This is a genomic window from Mesorhizobium sp. WSM4828 (assembly GCF_055811175.1).
Genome location: NZ_JBVVQK010000002.1, coordinates 209,276 through 227,842 on the forward strand (window position 1 = coordinate 209,276; position 18,567 = coordinate 227,842).

Genomic DNA, 18,567 nt, shown 5'->3' on the forward strand with positions numbered 1-18,567 from the left:
CGATCCGCCGGGCGGCCTGTTGGCCGCCTCAGGATGTTGAGCGATACCCAAGGGCCAGTGACACGCCGTCGACAAGATGTTCGGCGTCGGAGACGTTTTCGAACGGGATGCCCGTTCTTGCATAGTCGAGCGGCGAGAAATCGGAGCCGTCGGCGTTGATCAGCGCAGCCTGGCGCCTTGCCGCCTGCATGTCGCCCAGCTGAGCGTAACAGGCGGCAAGCCGGGTGCGGATCCACGGCGTCGGTCGCGTCGCCAGCTCCAGCGCCTCGGCAGCCGTGCGGTATTCGCCCAGCATGTATAGCGCGAGCGCGCGATCGTACTGACACCAATGGGGATGCAGCGGGTTGATGCGGATGGCGCGCGCCAGCCAGGCCAGCGCGTCGAGCGGCCGGCCACGCATCGTCAACAGATGCCCCATCTGCTCGATACAGTCAGCGTCGCCAGGATTGAGCTCGAGCGCCATGCGTAAATGATGCTCGGCCGCCTCGTGGTCGCGCATATTGAGCCGCACCAGCGACTGGATGCGGTGTGCCGTTGCCTGATCCGGCGATAATGCGATGCCGCGGGCGGCCAGGTCGCGGGCCTTCGTCAGAACGGCGCCGCTGACGGGCCCGAATTCGCTGTTGAGCACATGCGCCAGCGCCAGGTAGGTGTAAGCAAGGCCATAGGCCGGGTCCCTGACGATCGCCGCCTCGAAAAACGCCGCCGCTTCTTTCAGTTCGCTTTGCGCTGGATCGCGCAGCAAAGCGACGCCGCGCAGCACCAGTTCATGGGCGGCGAGGCTGGCTACCGGCTGCCGCGAGGCACGTTGCAGGCCGGCATTGTTCACTCGAACCACCAGCCGGCCGACGATCTTTTCGACGATCTCCTGCTGGATGGCGGACAGCCCGGCGTAATTGGCCTGGTAGCGATCGCCCCAGAGCTGGGAAGCGCTGGCTGCGTCAACCAGATTGACCGCACACACGATGCTGTCTGCCTGCCGCCGCACCGAACCCTCGACGAGATAGTCGGCGCCGATGCGCGAGCGTACGACAGGCCATTCGCTGGGCGAATATGAGGCAAACGAGAAGCTCGAATTGCGCGCCAGGACCGTCAGCGTGCCGAAGCGGGCGAGGCCGTTGATAATGTCTTCGGCAATACCGTCGACGATCGCGTCGTCGGCCGGATCGGCGCCGTCATTGCGAAACCTGAGCACCGCCACGATCGGCTGTGCGCCGGGTTCGGGCACCGGTTCGATTTCAGGGATCAGCATGTAGCCGCGCTTCGATACGGTCCGTATCGTTTCCTCGCCGAGCACCTTGCGGATCTCGCGAATCGACTGTGTCAGCGAGTCCTCGGTGACGAAAACACCCGGCCAGACCGCATCCATCAATTCCGACTTCGGCACCACACGGCCGATATGGCGGGCGAGATGCGTCAGCAATGCGTAGGCTTTCGGCCGAAGGAAGGCCGGCTGTTCGGCCCGGCCGAGCGTACCTTTGCCCAGATCGAGTGTGAAACCGCCGAACTGAAAAACCTGATCAGTGGCCGAAACCGCCATCGAAACGGCCCGCTCCCTGAAGCCGTGCCTGTATTGGTCTACGGCTGGAGGGCTGGGTCAAGGTCTGTCGCCGCCGAAAGCGGTGCTTTGGATTTGGGCGCCGCAAATTAGACGGCGCCAGCGAGGGCGCGCTGCGGTGCCGACCTGCGGACGAAGCTCTCGGTGCCGTAGACGGCGACGATGGCGACCGCAGCCACCGCCCAGATCGCAACACCGATCCATTGCTGCTGCACATGGTCGGCGTCGATGAACACCTTGCCCAGGAAGCGTACGCTGTTCTGATGGGTGACATGCATGAGAATGGCGAGAAGCACACTGCCGGTGTTCTGATAGAGCCAGGTGAATACCACTGCCGCCAGCAGGACTTTGACCGTGCCGTAGACGCTGAGGTCGCCGATCAGGCCGAGCGGAAGATGCCAGATCGCCCAGATCGCGCCGAGGATCAGGCTTCCGGCCAGCGCCGAATGCTTGCCTAGCAGACGCGGTGTTGCAAAGCCGCGCCATCCCGGCTCTTCGCCAAGTGGACCGCTGAAGACCGCATACAGCGCGATGATCGGCAGTATCTCAGTGACGGCTGGAATGTTGCTCCAGGCCGGCGTCGCCGAGCCGAACAGCGGATTGACCAGGATCGAGGCCAGCTGTGTGCCAAATGGCAGGCCGAATGCCACCAGATACCATAGTGGAGATACCCGCCACTTCACCATGGAAGCGAGAATACCCCTGACCGAAGTCCAGCCTCCGGAAACGGCTGCGACAACGAATCCGGACAGCATCGGGCCGAAGGTAAACCAGGGAATGCTATCGCCATTCGACAAGAAGAACGGGATGAAGGTAAACCAGGTCAGGACAAGCGTCAACGAAAAGAAGGCGGCCAACTGATGCTGCCGCACCAGGAGCAGGAAAGAAGTCATGTCGGGCCTCTCACGGGCAGATGACAATGAGAGGTCGCCGGGCTGCCCGATCGGTCGACTTGCATCTTGAACAGCCGGCCGAATCGTTCCGGGAGGCCATGCGCCGACCACCTCGGTCGACCGGTTTCTTATTGGCACCGGCGCGCCCCGAAATCCTGAGCGGGTTCTGAGAAATTTCCGATATTTCATGCAGAACCGGCCAGTCAGACCGGCTGGAGCACCTGCCGACACTGCGGTCGTCCAGCGTTCCCGTTTGTCGTCTCTCCGTCACACACCCTGCCTATAGGCTGTGCGAAAGACCCGCTTCCGAGCAAACCGGAACCGGCGGGCAAGCAGCCAGATCAGGACATGACCAGGACTTGGAATCGCTTCGACCCCATCCGTCAAATCGAGTTTGCAAACGTCGTCGCTGTTGAGGTCGAGCAGGCGCTGGCGCGGCAAAATGGGGTGACGAACAGCGATGCGATCGTTGCAGCGGGTAGGGTCGCCGGCGCCGTTGCCGCCGCCGTCGCCCTGCTTGCGCCGACCGACATCAGAGCGATCGACACCATGCAGGAAAGATTGCCCGGCATGGCTTCGCGGTTCGTGCGGATATTGGCGGCCGAAGCTGCGGAACGCAGTGCCCGGACGCGTCTGTCGAGCGCACACGGAGGCCAAGGGACGGACGTCCAACCGGCTGGAAGCGGCGACCTCGATGCGATGCGGGTCGAGGACTGGGCCGGTCGGGTCGCCGGGTCGACGTTCCTGCAGCAAAATCTCGGCATATCGCGCTCGACCCTGCATCGCTGGCAGCGGAGCGGCACGGTCGTTGCGTTGCGCACCGGTGGCCGCAAACATGTATTTCCCTTGGCCCAGTTCGTCGACGGCAGGCCGGCTCCGGGTATCAAGGAAGTCTTGTCCGCGATGCCTGAGCCACGGCATGCCTGGGCGTGGCTGATCGGCCCCGCGCCCGGCCTCGCCGGACGTACTCCCATTGAAATGCTCAAGCAGGATCTGGTGGCGGAAGTCGTTCTTGCCGCACAGAACGCAGCGATGGCGAAGTTGGCTTGATCTCGCTGCCAACGTTAGAAGTCCATTCCAAAAAAAGAACAAGTAAAAGGAATGTCTGTCGGATTCAGATCGGTTTGCCGGCTAATGGTACAAGTATATTTTCGTACAATTGTGACAATGTCTCGTTTGTGCCGGGAGCGATTATGAAGAAAATATGAAGTGATATTTGTGCAACATGGATTTCTTCTGTTATGAAAACATTGATTATTTTTATAATCGCCATTGAGACTGGAATGCCGATGAGTATGTTCGCCGCCTGAAGAGGGGGTGCAGTGCGCGCCTTTTTCGACGTGGGTGAGGCGTTCAGCCGTTCAACCATGGGTTCAAAGCCATTTTAACTTTGACTGGAGAGGTCAGAAAATGAATATCAAGAGCCTTCTTCTCGGCTCAGCCGCGGCATTCGTCGCGGTCTCCGGCGCGCGCGCCGCCGACGCTGTTGTGGTCGCCGAGCCGGAACCCGCCGAATACGTCAAGATTTGTGACGTCTACGGCGCCGGCTACTACTACATCCCCGGCACCGAGACCTGCCTGCGCATCGGCGGCTATGTCCGCTATGACGCCAGCTTCGGCGACGGTGGCCGCGTTTTCGACGGCGCGACGACACACGACCTTATGGACGGTGACGAACAGCAGACCTGGAACAAGAATGCGCGCTTCAATTTGAAGACGTGGACAGGCCAGGAAACCGAACTCGGCACGTTGAAGACGTACACCGAGACCCGTTTCAACTTCGGCAATACCAAACGCACCGTGAGCGGTGTTGATTTCAGCGTGCAGGACAACAAGGCGGTTACCCTGAACTTCGCCTGGATCCAGCTTGGAGGTTTCCGCGTCGGCAAGGATGAAACTGTCTATGATTCGTTCATCGGCTACGCGGGCAGCGTCGTCCAGGACACTATCATTCCTTACGGCACCAAGGACACCAACCTGATCAGTTACTATTTCGACGGCGGTAATGGCTTTACGGCAGTCGCCTCGGTCGAAACGGGCTCCGGCGCTGACCAGTCGATCGACAGCTACGTTCCGTTTGTCGTCGGCGGCGTGAAATACAAGGGTGACTGGGGTGCGATCACCGCGGTCGGCGCCTATAACAGCACGTCGGAAGAATGGGCCGGCAAAGCCCGCCTCGACGTCAAGCCGATTACTGACCTGACCCTGTTCGTGATGGCGGGCTACGGCAGCGACGACAACGTCGCAATGAACTTCTACAAACCGTGGACTGGCAACTTTGCCGTCTGGGGCGGGGGCAGCTATGCCGTCAACAAGAAGACCGCTTTGAACGCCCAGGTCTCCTATACCGACGACAAAGACTTCGCCGTTGCGGCCAACGTCGCCTACACGATCGTTCCTGGTTACACGATCACCGCCGAAGTCGATTATTACGACAATTTCGATGCCGACGATGCCGACGCAATCGGCGGCATCTTCCGCTTCCAGCGCTCGTTCTGATCAAACGAGGATCTCGCAAAAAACGGCCCGTAGCGATACGCTACGGGCCGTTTCGGTTTGCAGCGGATATGTCGCTCATCTTGATTTCGCCATCCAACCGGTGACAAGCTCTCGTCATGGAATGGCGAGACGAGGGAATCATTCTCGGCACCCGCAAGCATGGCGAAACCAGCGCCATTCTCGAGGTGATGACGCGCGTGCATGGCCGCCATCTCGGCCTCGTGCGCGGCGGCCGCTCGCGCAAACAGCAGCCTGTCTTGCAGCCCGGCAATCGCGTCGACCTGTTGTGGCGGGCGCGGCTCGACGAGCATCTCGGCACCTTCCAGGTCGAGGCCATCGAGATGAACGCCGCCCGGCTGATGGACAGCGCCGTTGCCGTCTACGGCCTGCAGACGATGGCCGCGCATTTGCGTCTTCTGCCTGAGCGCGACGCCCATGGCGGTCTCTATGAGACGCTTGCGGTGATGATCGCTCATCTCGACGATGCCGATGCCGCCGGCGAGCTGGTGGCCCGCTTCGAGCTGCTGGTCCTCGACGAACTCGGTTTTGGCCTCGATCTCAGCCAGTGTGCGGCGACCGGCACCAGGCAGGATCTTGCCTATGTCTCGCCGAAATCCGGCCGCGCCGTGTCGCGGGCGGCAGGGGCGCCGTGGCGCGACAAGATGCTGGCGCTGCCTGCCTTCCTGCAGCGCGGTTCGGGCCTGCGCGCCGATCCGGCGGCGATCGAGGACGCCTTCCGGCTAACCGGCTTCTTTTTGACCCGTCACGTCTACGAACCACGCGGCATCGAACCTCCCGGCGCCCGCGCCGGCTTCCTCGCCGCGTTGCGCAGGCACCATCCGCCCGGCCATGAATCCGGCAAGCCGAGCGCCGCAGAAACCGCCGCCGGGGAGACCACCAGATGAGCGACGTTGAACCTTATCCCGGCAACGTTTCGCCGCTCGGCCTTGGCACAAGGGCCGCACGCTGGCCGTTTCGGAAGCGGCGCTGAAGGACGCCAACGGCAAGCTGCTGGCTTTCGGCACCGAAATATGCTCGATCTTTCCGGCGGCCAATCTGGCGGCACGTTGAATGGACCGGCCGTTTGGCCGCCGCATTTGAATGTCACTGAAGATTGAATGTCAGTGACAACTGGCCTGGTTTGGGGGAACCGCCATGTTCGAAAGCCTGATCGGCCTGGTCGCCATCATCGCGCTGTTCGTGATCATTTCACGCCAGCAGAGCCGCATCGGCCTGATCGAGCGCGAGCTTGGCGCCTTGCGCAGCCTTGTGCTCTCAGGCGCGCCTGTGCTGCCGCCGCAAGCCAAGGAACCGGCTGCAAACGACAGCAAACCGACGGATGCCGTAATGCCGTCGGCGGCCGACATGGCCGTATCGCCAGGGACCGCAGCGGTAGCATCAGCCACAGAACCCGATGCCGATACAACGGCGCCGTCCGCACCGGAGCCGGCGCAACCGGCGGCAGCCGCGAAGGCCGCCCGCCAGTCCGACGTCGAAACGGCTCTCGGTACCCGCTGGGCGGTCTGGGTCGGCGGCATCGCGCTGGCGTTGGGTGGGTTGTTCCTGATCCGCTACACCATCGAGGCCGGCATTTTCGGGCCACGCGTGCGGCTTGCCATGGCGGCGGCACTCGGGCTGGTGCTGGTCGCCGGCGGCGAGTTCATCCGGCGCACCGGCTTCAGGGTGCCGGTGCAAGGTGCCGCCGGCGCCTATATCCCGGCGATGCTGACGGCGGCCGGCGCCTTCATCCTGTTCGGTACCGTCTACGCCGCGTACAGCATTTACGGCTTCATCGGCCCGACGCTCGCTTTCACGCTGCTCGGCGCCATCGGCGTGGCGACGATCGCGGCAAGCCTGGTCCATGGTCAGGCGCTGGCCGGCGTCGGCCTGCTCGGCGCCATGGTGACGCCGCTACTGGTCGCCTCGCAGGCGCCCAATCCGTGGGCGCTGTTTGGCTATCTGGCGATCGTGCTCGCCGCCACCGGCGTCATTGCCCGCATCCGCGACTGGAGGCTTTTGATGGCCGCAGCCTTCGTCGCCACGGGCATCTGGACCATCTTCTACATGACCGACGCGCCGGGGGCGAACCTTGCGGTCATCCTCTTTATCGACGGGACGACACTGGCCGTGCTCGCCTTCGTCTGGCTCGGCCGCCGCGGCGAAGCGGTCGCCGGCAGCAGCTTCGACTGGCCGTCGATCGCGCCGGGCTTCTTCGTCGCGCTTTCGGCGCTAGCCCTGTTCGTCGATCCGGTCTTTGCCGCCGCCGGCGATGCCTTGCAGGGCGCAGCCCTTGTCGCAGCCCTGGTGGCGGTGGCGCTCTACCGGCCGCGGGCGGTTGCACTGCTGCACGCCGCCGGGCTGGCGACTGTACTGGTCTATCTCGGCATCATTCCGCCGACCACGATCGCTTCCGATTTTTCGAGTGGCGCTCTCGGCGTCGACGGCATGCCGGTCGTGGCGTCCGATGCCTTGATGCTCAGGGTCGGCATCGCGCTGGGCCTGGTCTTCATCGGCGCTGGTTTTTGGGCGGCGCGCCGTTTTGCGGCCTCTGGCTGGCTGCGCGCCGCCACATGGGCGGCCTGGAGCGCTGTCGCGCCACTGGTCATCCTGCTGGCGCTCTGGTCTACCTTCGGCAATCTCGACCGTGACCTTGCTTATGCGGCGGTCGCAGCCGTTTTGGTCGGCGTCTTCGTCGCCGGCGGCGAATGGATAGCGCGCGGCGAAGCGCCGCCGCTGACCGGCGGCGCTGCCGTCTCCTTCGCGCTCGGCGGGGCGGCGATTGCCGGCCTGCTGATGCTGCACATGGCCTTTGGTTCGGGCTGGACAACCATCCTGCTCGGGGCAGCCGCCGTCGCGCCGGCGCTGGCGACGCGCTGGCGTAACTATCCGGTGCTTGGCTGGATTTCCGTTGGTACGGTGATTGCAGTGCTCGGCCGCGTTGCCTTCGACCCGACCATCGTCGGTGCCGAGTTCCTGTCGAAGACGCCGGTGTTCAACTGGCTGCTGCTTGGATATGGCGTGCCGGCGCTCGCTTTCGGTTTTGCCGCCTGGCAGCTTGCCCGAACCACCAATGGCCGACCGCGCCTCGCCATGGAGGCCGGCGCCGCGCTGTTTTGCCTGCTCACCGTCGCCATGCTGGTGCGCCATGCCATGCATGGCGGCGTCATCGATACGGCTGCTGCGACGCTTGCCGAACAGGCGATCTACACGCTGATCGCCATCGGTGCCGGTGCCATCCTGGTCGCCATCGACATGCGCTCGCCAAGTTCGGTGCTGCGCTACGGCTCGATTGCAGCGGGCGTGGTCTCGGTCGCGTTCATCGTCCTCCAGCATTTTCTGGCGCTGAACCCGCTGCTGACGGATGAATCGACCGGCAGCATTCCAGTGTTCAACCTTCTGTTCCTCGCCTACCTCTTGCCGGCGGTTGCGGCAGGCGCACTGGCGCTTTATGCCCGCGACAAACGGCCGAAATGGTATGCGGCGATGCTGGCGGTGGCGGCGGCGGTGCTCGGCTTCGCCTATGCCACGCTGTCGGTCAGGCGCCTGTTCAAGGGCGAGTTCATTGGGCTGTGGAGCGGTCTCGGCCAGCTTGAGACCTATACTTATTCGGCACTGTGGCTGGTCATTGGCGTGGTGCTGCTCATCGCCGGTGTCTGGCTGAAGTCGCAGGTGCTGCGCATAGCGTCGGCGGCGCTGATCTCGATCGCCGTGCTCAAAGTCTTCATCTTCGACATGTCGGAGCTGGAAGGCGTGTTGCGGGCGCTGTCCTTCATCGGCCTCGGCGCGGTGCTCATCGGCATCGGCTTGTTCTATCAGCGGCTGCTGACAAGGGCGGCGAAAGCAAAGCTCGAGACGAGCAATAGCTGACGATTTCAATTTGGCCGGGAATAAACCTGCCACTGGCGGCGTTACTTAGTTGCTTGGGTGACCGGGGCGGCGGACCGCTTCGCGCTGGCCGCTTGCGCCGCGCTGCAAAGGCGCGTTCAATCACCACGGACAGGGGCCCCAGAACCAGCGGTCATGGACGAAAAGAAGGCAGCAATCCTTGGCGAAATACCGCGTCTGCGCCGCTATGCACGCTCGCTGTTGCGCGACCGTGATTCCGCTGACGATCTCGTCCAGGATTGTCTCGAGCGCGCACTTGTGCGGCTCGACAATTGGCAGACAGGAGAAAGCCCCAGGAGGTGGCTGTTTACGATCATGCACCATTTGTTCATCGACCAGATGCGCAAGGTGAACCGGCGCGGCGAGGCGGCGATGCTGCCGCTCGAGGCAAGCGAGGCGCAGGCAGCACCCGCCGAGCAGGTCGAGAGCATCGCCTCGCGCGAGATCGTCGACGCGCTGCAGGCGATCAGCCCTGACCGGCGGGCGGCACTTGTGATGGTCGCCATCGAAGGGTTTTCCTATGCCGAAGCCGCCAACATCCTTGGGGTTCCCGCCGGCACTTTGATGTCGCGCATCGCGCGCGGGCGTGAGGAACTGCGCGCGCTGCTGGATGATACCGCGCGCCGCCGCTCGATAAGGATCGTCTAGAAATGAGCCGGCGCGATTTCTCCGAACGCGATATCCACCTGGCTCTCGATGGCGAGTTGCCGGGCGACGAGCGGACGGCCTATGAGGCATGGCTCGAGGCCAATGCCGAGATGAAGGCCAAGAGCGCACGCTACGCCGCCGACCGGGCAGCATTGCGCGCAGCCTTTAACGGCGTGCTGGACGAACCCGTCCCGGTGCGGCTGAGCAAGGTGGTGCTTGGCGAGGCGCCAGCGGTCAGGGTGTCGCCGTCGCGCTCGCGTTGGTGGCTTGCGGCCGCCGCTGCCGTCATTCTGATGATTGGCGGCGCTGGCGGCTACCTTGCCGGCATCGGCCGCCTTGGCCTGGAAAATACGGCCGAGGACCAGCTTGCCGAAGAGGCGATCGCCGCCCACGTCATCTATGCCGCCGAAAAGCGGCATGCGGTGGAAGTGCCGGCAAGCGACAAGGATCATTTGCAGAGCTGGTTGTCGAACCAGGTGGGTTTGAAGCTGGTCGCGCCGGATCTGGCGGCGCAAGGGTTCCAACTGGTCGGTGGCCGGCTGCTGCCTGCAGGCCAGGGCAAGGCCGCGATGCTGCTTTATGAGGACGTCAAGGGTGAACGCATATCGCTCTTCGTCATCGCCGAATCAGCGGCCAAGGCCAAGGGCACCTATGGGTCTGAGGAAGATGGTCCTGAGGCCGTCTATTGGCTGGACAAGGGTTATGGCTGCGCCGTCGTCGGCTCGCTGCCGCGCGAGCAATTGGCCGCGGTGGCCAAGAGCGCCTATGGCCAGCTTCTGGCGGGCTTGCAAAGCTGAGCAGGCTCTCGTTTTCCGGAGCCGCGCCGATGCAGAAACACAGAGGTCGCTCAAAGCCTTTGCGCGACCTGCCTGCCGTCAAAACTGTCACAATTCGGCCCTAATCGAGGTGCGATAGCGCTTGCTGAATGCTGGCACTTCGGCTGGTGTGACCGATGTTTAGTCTAGGGCCTTTTCCACAACCCAATCGAGGTTTTCTGAGCCCGCATGCCTGCCGAGATTCGCAAGGCCCGCGCGTCCGACGTCGATGACCTCGCCGCCATCGAAAAAGCCGTTTTCTCGAGCGATCGCATTTCTCGCCGCTCCTTTCGACAACTGATCGACCGCGACACCGCCGAACTGCTGGTTGGCGAAAACGATGGCCGAGTCGCCGGCTATGCAGTCGTGCTGTTTCGCAAGGGCAGCGGGGTCGCGCGGCTTTATTCGATCGCCGTCGGTCCATTTTTCGGCGGCCGCGGCGTTGGCCGCCTGCTGCTGGAACAGGCCGAGGCCGCCGCTTTCGAGCACGGCCGCATGATGCTTCGTTTGGAAGTCCGCGAGGACAACCCGCGCGCGATCCAGATCTACGAGCAGAGCGGCTACCGCAAGATCGGCCGCGAACCGGACTATTACGAGGATGGCGCCACGGCGCTGCGCTATGAAAAGACCTTGCGCGGCGACATTCCGGTCGCCACCGAAGTGCCGTTTTATCAGCAGACTTGCGAATTCACCTGCGGACCATGCTGTCTGATGATGGCAATGGCTTACTTCGGCCCCGGATTCGTGCCGGACCCGGTGATGGAAATCCGGCTGTGGCGTGAGGCGACGACCGTTTTCATGATGTCGGGGCCGGGCGGCTGCGAACCGTTCGGGCTGGCCGTCGCCGGCTATGAGAGCGGGCTTGCTGCTGAGATCTATGTCTCTTTCTACGGAGCGCTGTTCCTGCAGTCGGTGCGCAGCGAGGACAAGCGCCGGGTCATGGAGCTGGCGCAGGTCGACTTTCGCCGCCGCGCGGAACTTTACGGCATCCCGGTGAATTACCGTCCATTCGGGCTTGACGACATTCGTACCGCGATCGCAGATGGAAAACTAGTGCTGGTCCTGATCAGCGGCTTCCTGATGTTCGGCAAGAAGGTTCCGCACTGGGTATTGGCCATCGGTGACGATGGCGACCATATCCTGATACACGACCCCTGGGTCGAGGACGAGCGGCAGGAGACGATCCTTGATGCTGCCAATATTCCCGTGCCTTACGGCATCTTCATGAACATGGCGCAATTCGGCCGCGATGGATTGCGCGCCGCCATCACTCTCGGAAAGCGCGACAGCCAATGACCTGGGTCATCCTTACCGGCCGGCAGAACGATCTCGACCAAGTGGCGACACCGCACAAGATCATCACCAATCGCGACTACCTTGCCCATCCGGCACTCTTTCGCGGTCAGCGGCCGAAGGTCATTAACCTGTCGAACAATTATGGCTACCAGAGCCGCGGCTATTACGCGTCGCTGCTTGCTGGTTCGCGAGGCCATAAGGTCATCCCGACGGTCGAAACAATGATCGATCTGTCGGAGCGCAAGCTCTATGAGCACGCGTTGCCGGAACTCGAACTCGCACTCAACAAGTGCCGCAAGGACCTTGGCGGCGCTTTCCCGCAGAAGGTCTGCATCTTCTTCGGCATCGGACCGTCCAGGATCTGGGACCGCTTCGCCAAGCTGCTGTTCGACTGGTTTCGTGCCCCGGCGCTCGAGGTTCACATCAGGGACAGCGCCGAATGGGCCTCGATCCGCAAGATTGGCTTCCATCCCCTGGCCAGGATGACCGAGGACGATGAGACGCACTTTCTACAGTGCCTGGAGACCTACACCAACCGCGAGTGGCGCGACACCAAGGGCCGCACGCCGGCGCGCTACACTTTCGCCACGCTGGTCGATCCGCATGAGGAATTGCCGCCGTCGGAGATTTCGTCGCTGCGCCACTGGGCCAAGATCGCTGAAAAGATGGGCGTCGAAATCGAGCCGATCACCAAGCGGGATCTGGCCAAGCTCGCCAATTACGACGCGCTGTTCATCCGCGAGACCACCTCGATCTCCAACCACACCTACCGCTTTGCCCGCCGCGCCCAGCAGGAAGGCATGCCGGTCATCGACGATCCGCTGTCGATGATCCGCTGCACCAACAAGGTCTATCTCAACGAGCTGATGACCTACAACAAGGTACCGGTGCCGCCGACGGTGATGATAGCCGGCATCTCGGATTTGGAAGTTGCGGCGCAGACACTGGGCTTCCCCCTGGTGCTGAAGATCCCGGACTCCTCGTTTTCGCGCGGCGTCAAGAAATGCGGCACCTTCGAAGAGTTGAAGACGCTCGCAACCGAATGGCTGGAAGATTCCGACCTCCTGATTGCGCAAAAATTCATTCCGACGGAATATGACTGGCGCGTCGGTGTCCTCGGCGGCCAACCTTTGTTTGCCGTCCATTATCTGATGGCCAAGAAACATTGGCAGATCGTCAATCACAAGGCCAACGGCAAGCCCGACCAGGGCGGCATCAAGACCTTCACCCTGAAGGAAGCGCCGGCGCATGTCGTCGAGACGGCGGTGAGCGCGGCGCGCTGCATTGGCGACGGCCTCTACGGCGTCGACCTCAAAGAAACCAGGGACGGCGTTTTCGTCATTGAGGTCAACGATAACCCCAACCTCGACCACGGCTGGGAAGACTCCGGCGAGAAAGACGAGGTCTGGGTGCGGCTAACGCAGTGGTTCCTGGAGCGGCTGGACCGGCCGGGGCGATAATATCCGAACTGAGGGCAAAAAAGATGCTGTTCTTCGTAACCGAGGATTTTCGCGGCTGCGACCGCAAGGAGATCTACCGCCGTTTCCGCGACCAGGGCCGCCTGAAGCCGGACGCGCTTGTCGTGCACCACAGCTGGATCGCGGCGGATATGAGCCGCTGCTTCCTCCTCGTGGAGGCCGCTGACGTCACGCTCCTGCAGCGGTGGGTCATCGAATGGGCGGATCTGGTCGAATTCGAGATCGTTCCCGTGGCGACGAACAAGGATATGGTGGAGGCATTGAGCGGGCACCTCTGACCCGCGCGCTTCGACGAGTAATATCCGGAAATTGTATTGATGGCAGAGCCGCCGGCTCGCCAGGCCGCCGTACTCAGCCGGATTGCCTGATCGTCGCGCTCGACCTCAGCAGCCGGTTGATGTCCGACGCCTTTGACGGCATGCCGATCAAATAGCCTTGAGCCTCGACACAGCCCTCCTTTTGCAGGAATTCAAACTGCGCCTCGGTCTCGACACCTTCGGCGGTGACGGTGATGCCCAGCTGTGCGCCAAGCCCGATGATGGTGCGCACGATCGCCGCGGTATCGCGGCTGTCGATATCGCTGATGAAGGAACGATCGATCTTGATCTTGTCGACGGGAAAGCGCCGGAGATAGCCCAGCGAGGAATAGCCGGTGCCGAAATCGTCCAGCGCGATGCGGACACCCAGATCGCGTAGCTGCCTGAGTGTCTTGAGCACCAGATCGCTCTCGTCCATCAGCACCGTTTCGGTGATTTCCAGTTCAAGCCGGTTGGCCGGCACGCCCGAGAACGCCAGTGCCGAAATGACGCTGCGGGCAAAGGTACCGCTTTTGATCTGCACGGCGGAGACATTGACTGCGATGCGCCAAGACGCCCAGCCTGCCGCGGTCGTGCAGGCTTTTCGCAGCGCCCATTCTCCAAGCGGCACGATCAGCCCGGTCTCCTCGGCGGCCGGAATGAAGTCGTCTGGCCGTACCAGGCCGCGCACCGGCGAACGCCAGCGCATCAAGGCTTCGGCACCGACGATTTCGCCGGAGGCGATGTTCATGATCGGCTGAAAATCCAGCTCGAATTCGCGGCGCGACAGCGCTGCCCTGAGATCGATTTCGAGCGCCCGGCGTGCCCGCACCATCGCGTCCATGGCTGGTTCGAAGAAGCGGTAGAGGTTGCGCCCTTCGCTCTTTGCCCGATAGAGCGCCATATCGGCGTTTTTCAGCAACGTGTCGGCGTCCTTGCCGTCATTCGGAAACAGCGCGATGCCGAGACTGATGCCGACGCGCATGTCGTGTCTTTTGTCGCGAAACGGCTTTCCAATGATCTCGACGATGCGTTTGGCCAGCTTTTCCGCGTCGCCCGGGCTTTTGAGATTGAACTGGATGATGACGAATTCGTCGCCGCCGAAGCGGGAGACAACGTCCGTTTCATTGCGCAGGCACCGTTGCAGCCGTTCCGCCACGCATTTCAGCAGCCAGTCGCCGGCGGGGTGTCCCCAACTATCATTGACTGCCTTGAAGTGGTCGAGGTCGAGCGAGAATATCGCCAGCGATCCGTCGCTCGTCTCGCTCAGGGCTTGGTCCAGCCGTTCGCGAAGCATCGAGCGATTGGGCAGGTTGGTCAGTGTGTCGTGGTGCGCAAGATGAGTCATGCGCTCTTCCACACGCCTGCGCTCGGTGACGTCGTCGAACGTCGCGACCCAGCCGCCGCCGCTCATCGGCCGGCGTGCAACCAGCAGCGTCCTGCCGTCGGCGAGATGGCGATGCGTTACGTGTGTTTTCCCCGCCCGCAGGCAGGCTTCGATTTGCGAGATTTCGCTGTCGGGGTCGAGCTTTGTGTAAATGCCCAGTTCCAGCAGCCGCTTGAACGCATCGTGGTGACTCATGCCAAGCGGGAAGTCGGCCGGCCTGACATGATAAAGCTCCAGGAAACGTTCGTTGCGCACGATCAGCTTGCCGTCCGCATCGTACATCAAAAGGCCTTGCGACATGTTGGCAAGTGCGGCGTCGAAACGGCGGTGCTGCTCCTTCAACTCCTGCTCGGCGCGCCGTTGCTCGGTGATGTCCTCGTAGATCGAGACCCAACCACCTGACGCCAGCGGCCGGTGCGAAATGTTGACGATGCGCCCGTCCGCAAGCGTTTCCTCATAGGTGGAAGGTTTTGCCTGGTCGATATAGGGCTTGCGGATGGCATAGAGTTGCTCGGCGCTTTGCGAGGCGATGCCGATATCCACGCTATGCTGGAGGATGTCGAAAAACCGGATGCCGGGCCGCACCACTTCGGCGTCGAGGCGAAAGATGCTGATGTAGTTCCTGTTGCAGATGATCATCCGTTCATCGGCATCGAACATGCACAGGCCATGCGACATGTTCTCGACCGCTGCCGAAAAACGCTCGTTCTGTTCGCGCAGCTCGTCTTCGATCCGTTGCGGCAGACCAACGCCTTTGGCCCTCCGTCGGCGGACGGACGAACCAGCCTTGATACCGGCAACGGGCATGAGGGCAGCCTATGGACCATGGTTAACCACGGCACTGTTGTCCCTGCCGGTTAATTTACCGTTTTCAGCCGGCTGGAACGGCAGTCTGGCGTCGCGACCTTTCGATGGCCGCAAAGCGCTTGAGAAAGGCATTCTGCGCCCAGGTCACCGAGCGGGGCGTGACATCGAAGCGCTCGGCGTTGAAGCCGCGCGGCCTGCCGAAGAACTCGGTCGCCTCTGCCGTCGAAAAACCTGCAAGCAGCGTCGCTTCGAAATAAGCGGCGATCTGATCCGCTCGCTTGATTTCCTTGCGCAGCCCCGCGTCGAGTTCCGCCGGCAGTGAAAAGCGCAGATGGATGGCGCGCTGCAGCCTGATCTCGCAATCCCTGTAGCTGCCGCCCATCACGGACTTGAATGGCGAGATCATATCGCCGATGACATATTCCGGCGCGTCGTGCAGCAGCGCCGCCAACCGCGCGTCGGCGTCGACATCCGGCATCAGTTCGCCGACAAGCGTTTCGACCAGCAGCGAATGCTGGGCGACCGAAAAGGCGTGATCGCCTCTGGTCTGGCCATTCCAGCGTGCGACGCGGGCAAGGCCATGGGCAATATCGGAGATCTCGATGTCGAGCGGCGAGGGGTCGAGCAGGTCGAGCCGGCGGCCAGACAGCATGCGCTGCCAGGCGCGCGGCGGCGCCCCGGCGCGATCGGCAGCCATCAGGCGTCCTCCGCGCCGACGGCTTCCTGCGGAAAGCTGAATTTCGCCCAGGACGGGATAGCGAGCGACACGGCGACGTCCTCCGCCAGGATCGGCTGGCCGGCGTCGAGCGCTGCCTTAACCCGGTCGATGCGGGCAATGGCAAGGCCTGTCCTGCCGGCGGTCGAGCCAAGCGTGCCGACCGGTCGCCCCTCCATCGTCAACTCTGCGCGCGAAGTAGGCAGGGGGCGTTCGGCCGAGACAATCAACACCCGGCGTCTGGCAGTGCCGCGATGCTGCATGCGCGAGACGACCTCCTGGCCGACGTAGCAGCCTTTCTTGAAGCCGACACCGCCGATCTCGTCGAGCAGCACGTCATGCGGAAACGCGTCGCCGAGATGATAGTCGCTGCCGCTTTCGGCAATGCCATGGGCGATGCGAAAGGCTTGCCATGCGGCAAGGTCGCCGCCATCTGCGGCGCCACCATAGAAGCGCTTGACGGCAGTATCGACAAACCGCGCATCGGCAAACGGTGCTGATTCAAATTGCGAAGTGGTTGAATCGCCTCCCCATGCGACGGCCACAACCGGCTGATCCAGCTTGGCAATTTCGACTTTGGCGCGCAATTTGTAGAGCGTCAGCCGGCGCATGAAATCATCGGCGGTCTCGGTACGGCATTCAAGTCGGAAAGCATTTTCGCCGGCGCGCGAGATCAGGAAGTCGAAAAGGATCTTGCCTTGCGGCGTTAGCAGCGCGCCTGGCTTTGCTTCGCTGCTGCCGAGCACGTCTAGGTCGGTGGTCAGGATGTTCTGTAAAAAGTGCTCGGCATCCGGCCCGGACACGGAAACGAGTGCGCGATCTCTGAGCGAGGCAAAGGGCATGGTGGGAAACGAGCCTGATCTTGCAAAACTATCGGCCATTACGTAAGCCCCTGGCACTTCCCCCGCAAGAGACCGGACCCGCATGGCCCCCATCTACGATCTCATCCTGACAGGCGGCATCGTGATCAACCATGACGGCGAGGGTTTTCGCGACGTTGGCATCAATGGTGGGCGCATCGCTGCCATCGGCGACCTCCGCCAGGCGTCGGCCGGCGAGACGATCGACTGCCGCGGGCTGCACATCCTGCCGGGCGTCGTCGACAGCCAGGTGCATTTCCGCGAGCCGGGCCTGGAGCACAAGGAAGATCTCGAGACGGGCTCGCGGGCAGCGGTGCTCGGCGGCGTCACCGCCGTCTTCGAGATGCCGAACACCAATCCGCTGACCACCAGCGAGGCAACCCTTGCCGACAAGGTGCGGCGTGCCACCGGCCGCATGCATTGCGACTTTGCCTTCTGGGTCGGCGGCACCCGCGACAATGCGAAAGACGCCGGCGATCTCGAGCGGCTGCCGGGTGCGGCCGGCATAAAAGTGTTCATGGGCTCGTCCACCGGCGACCTGCTGGTCGAGGACGACGAAGGCGTTGCCTCGATCCTGAGGAACACACGCCGCCGCGCCGCCTTTCACTCCGAGGACGAGTTCCGGCTGCGCGAACGGCTTGGCGAGCGCATCGCGGGCGATCCGTCTTCACATCCGGTGTGGCGCGACGAGATCGCTGCGCTGCGCTGCACCGAGCGCCTTGTGCGAATCGCGCGCCAGGTCCGCGCCCGGATCCATGTGCTGCACATCTCGACCGCCGAGGAGATAAGCTTCCTCGAACAGCACAAGGATGTTGCGACCTGCGAGGCGACGCCGCATCATCTGACGCTGAGCGCCGATGATTATGCGCAGTTGGGCACCCTGATCCAGATGAACCCGCCGGTGCGCGCCACGCGCCATCGCGACGGGGTCTGGCACGGTGTTGCCCAAGGCATCGTTGATGTGCTCGGCTCCGACCATGCGCCGCACACGCTGGCCGAGAAGGCAAAGCCTTATCCGGCGTCGCCGTCCGGCATGACCGGGGTGCAGACTTTGGTGCCGATCATGTTGGACCATGTCAACGCCGGCCGGCTGACGTTGCAGCGCTTTGTCGACCTGACCAGCCACGGCCCGCAGCGTATTTTCGGCATCGCGAGGAAAGGCCGTATTGCCGCCGGCTACGACGCCGATCTGACCATCGTCGATCTGAAGCGCCGCGAGACCATCGCCAACGCCCAGCAAGGCTCCAAGGCCGGCTGGACGCCTTATGACGGCAGGCAGGTGACCGGCTGGCCGGTCGGCACCATCGTTCGCGGCCGGCGCGTGATGTGGGAAGGCGAGATCGTCGCGCCGGGCCAGGGTAGGGCGGTGGAGTTTTCCGAGGCGTTGGCGGGCTAAGCTCCCTGCCTCGATAAGGGACAGGCTAAAACCA

Annotated in this window: 16 protein-coding genes; 10 read left to right on the forward strand and 6 right to left on the reverse strand. The window is 62.9% G+C overall.

The window, feature by feature from the left end; all coding sequences use genetic code 11:
• Positions 1-28: 28 nt before the first annotated feature.
• Both AC0L2X_RS03720 and AC0L2X_RS03725 read right to left on the reverse strand, forming a co-directional pair.
• Positions 29-1,540: a winged helix-turn-helix domain-containing tetratricopeptide repeat protein gene (locus AC0L2X_RS03720; RefSeq protein ID WP_473554548.1), complete on the reverse strand. Its 1,512-nt coding sequence runs from the start codon at positions 1,538-1,540 to the stop codon at positions 29-31.
• Positions 1,541-1,647: 107 nt separating this feature from the next.
• Positions 1,648-2,451 carry a CPBP family intramembrane glutamic endopeptidase gene (locus AC0L2X_RS03725; protein WP_473554551.1) on the reverse strand — a complete coding sequence of 268 codons (804 nt, stop codon included), beginning with the start codon at positions 2,449-2,451 and terminating at the stop codon, positions 1,648-1,650.
• Between the two features lie 348 nt (positions 2,452-2,799).
• Between AC0L2X_RS03725 and AC0L2X_RS03730 the strand changes: the two genes are divergently transcribed.
• A complete protein-coding gene (locus AC0L2X_RS03730; RefSeq protein ID WP_473554552.1) occupies positions 2,800-3,501 on the forward strand; it encodes an antitoxin Xre/MbcA/ParS-like domain-containing protein in 702 nt (233 codons plus the stop codon).
• 64 nt (positions 3,502-3,565) lie between these two features.
• Here the strand turns inward: AC0L2X_RS03730 and AC0L2X_RS03735 are convergent, their stop codons facing one another.
• On the reverse strand, positions 3,566-3,820 hold the full coding sequence (locus AC0L2X_RS03735; RefSeq protein WP_473554555.1) for a hypothetical protein: 255 nt from the start codon (positions 3,818-3,820) through the stop codon (positions 3,566-3,568).
• A gap of 41 nt (positions 3,821-3,861) precedes the next feature.
• Between AC0L2X_RS03735 and AC0L2X_RS03740 the strand changes: the two genes are divergently transcribed.
• The 8 genes from AC0L2X_RS03740 to AC0L2X_RS03775 all read left to right on the forward strand — a co-directional run bounded on the left by AC0L2X_RS03740 (position 3,862) and on the right by AC0L2X_RS03775 (position 13,350).
• The gene (locus AC0L2X_RS03740; protein ID WP_473554558.1) at positions 3,862-4,950 is read left to right on the forward strand and encodes a porin; all 1,089 of its coding nucleotides are present in this window, start codon (positions 3,862-3,864) and stop codon (positions 4,948-4,950) included.
• A 116-nt stretch (positions 4,951-5,066) separates the two neighbouring features.
• Positions 5,067-5,855: a DNA repair protein RecO gene (gene recO, locus AC0L2X_RS03745; RefSeq protein WP_473554559.1), complete on the forward strand. Its 789-nt coding sequence runs from the start codon at positions 5,067-5,069 to the stop codon at positions 5,853-5,855.
• Between the two features lie 250 nt (positions 5,856-6,105).
• On the forward strand, positions 6,106-8,817 hold the full coding sequence (locus tag AC0L2X_RS03750) for a DUF2339 domain-containing protein (protein ID WP_473554562.1): 2,712 nt from the start codon (positions 6,106-6,108) through the stop codon (positions 8,815-8,817).
• A 153-nt stretch (positions 8,818-8,970) separates the two neighbouring features.
• On the forward strand, positions 8,971-9,483 hold the full coding sequence (locus AC0L2X_RS03755; protein ID WP_292657948.1) for a sigma-70 family RNA polymerase sigma factor: 513 nt from the start codon (positions 8,971-8,973) through the stop codon (positions 9,481-9,483).
• 2 nt (positions 9,484-9,485) lie between these two features.
• Positions 9,486-10,280 carry an anti-sigma factor family protein gene (locus AC0L2X_RS03760; protein ID WP_352566183.1) on the forward strand — a complete coding sequence of 265 codons (795 nt, stop codon included), beginning with the start codon at positions 9,486-9,488 and terminating at the stop codon, positions 10,278-10,280.
• 207 nt (positions 10,281-10,487) lie between these two features.
• Positions 10,488-11,594, forward strand: a complete 1,107-nt coding sequence (locus AC0L2X_RS03765) for a peptidase C39 family protein (RefSeq protein WP_473554566.1) — start codon at positions 10,488-10,490, stop codon at positions 11,592-11,594.
• The gene (locus tag AC0L2X_RS03770; protein ID WP_473554568.1) at positions 11,591-13,054 is read left to right on the forward strand and encodes a RimK family protein; all 1,464 of its coding nucleotides are present in this window, start codon (positions 11,591-11,593) and stop codon (positions 13,052-13,054) included. The genes AC0L2X_RS03765 and AC0L2X_RS03770 overlap by 4 nt, the downstream gene beginning before the upstream one ends.
• A gap of 23 nt (positions 13,055-13,077) precedes the next feature.
• Entirely contained in the window at positions 13,078-13,350 is a 273-nt protein-coding gene (locus tag AC0L2X_RS03775) for a DUF3303 domain-containing protein (protein ID WP_352566187.1), read from the forward strand.
• Positions 13,351-13,423: 73 nt separating this feature from the next.
• On the opposite strand, the gene AC0L2X_RS03780 is transcribed toward AC0L2X_RS03775, so the two are convergent.
• From AC0L2X_RS03780 to ygfZ, 3 genes are all read right to left on the reverse strand, one after another.
• On the reverse strand, positions 13,424-15,562 hold the full coding sequence (locus AC0L2X_RS03780; protein WP_473554570.1) for a putative bifunctional diguanylate cyclase/phosphodiesterase: 2,139 nt from the start codon (positions 15,560-15,562) through the stop codon (positions 13,424-13,426).
• Positions 15,563-15,626: 64 nt separating this feature from the next.
• Positions 15,627-16,259 carry a YfbR-like 5'-deoxynucleotidase gene (locus AC0L2X_RS03785; protein WP_473554571.1) on the reverse strand — a complete coding sequence of 211 codons (633 nt, stop codon included), beginning with the start codon at positions 16,257-16,259 and terminating at the stop codon, positions 15,627-15,629.
• Positions 16,259-17,119 (reverse strand): CAF17-like 4Fe-4S cluster assembly/insertion protein YgfZ, encoded by an 861-nt coding sequence (gene ygfZ / locus AC0L2X_RS03790; protein WP_473554815.1) that lies wholly within the window; start codon positions 17,117-17,119, stop codon positions 16,259-16,261. The genes AC0L2X_RS03785 and ygfZ overlap by 1 nt, the downstream gene beginning before the upstream one ends.
• An 82-nt stretch (positions 17,120-17,201) precedes the next feature.
• On the opposite strand from ygfZ, the gene AC0L2X_RS03795 reads away from it, so the two are divergent.
• Positions 17,202-18,533: a dihydroorotase gene (locus tag AC0L2X_RS03795; protein ID WP_473554573.1), complete on the forward strand. Its 1,332-nt coding sequence runs from the start codon at positions 17,202-17,204 to the stop codon at positions 18,531-18,533.
• The last annotated feature ends 34 nt before the right edge of the window (positions 18,534-18,567 follow it).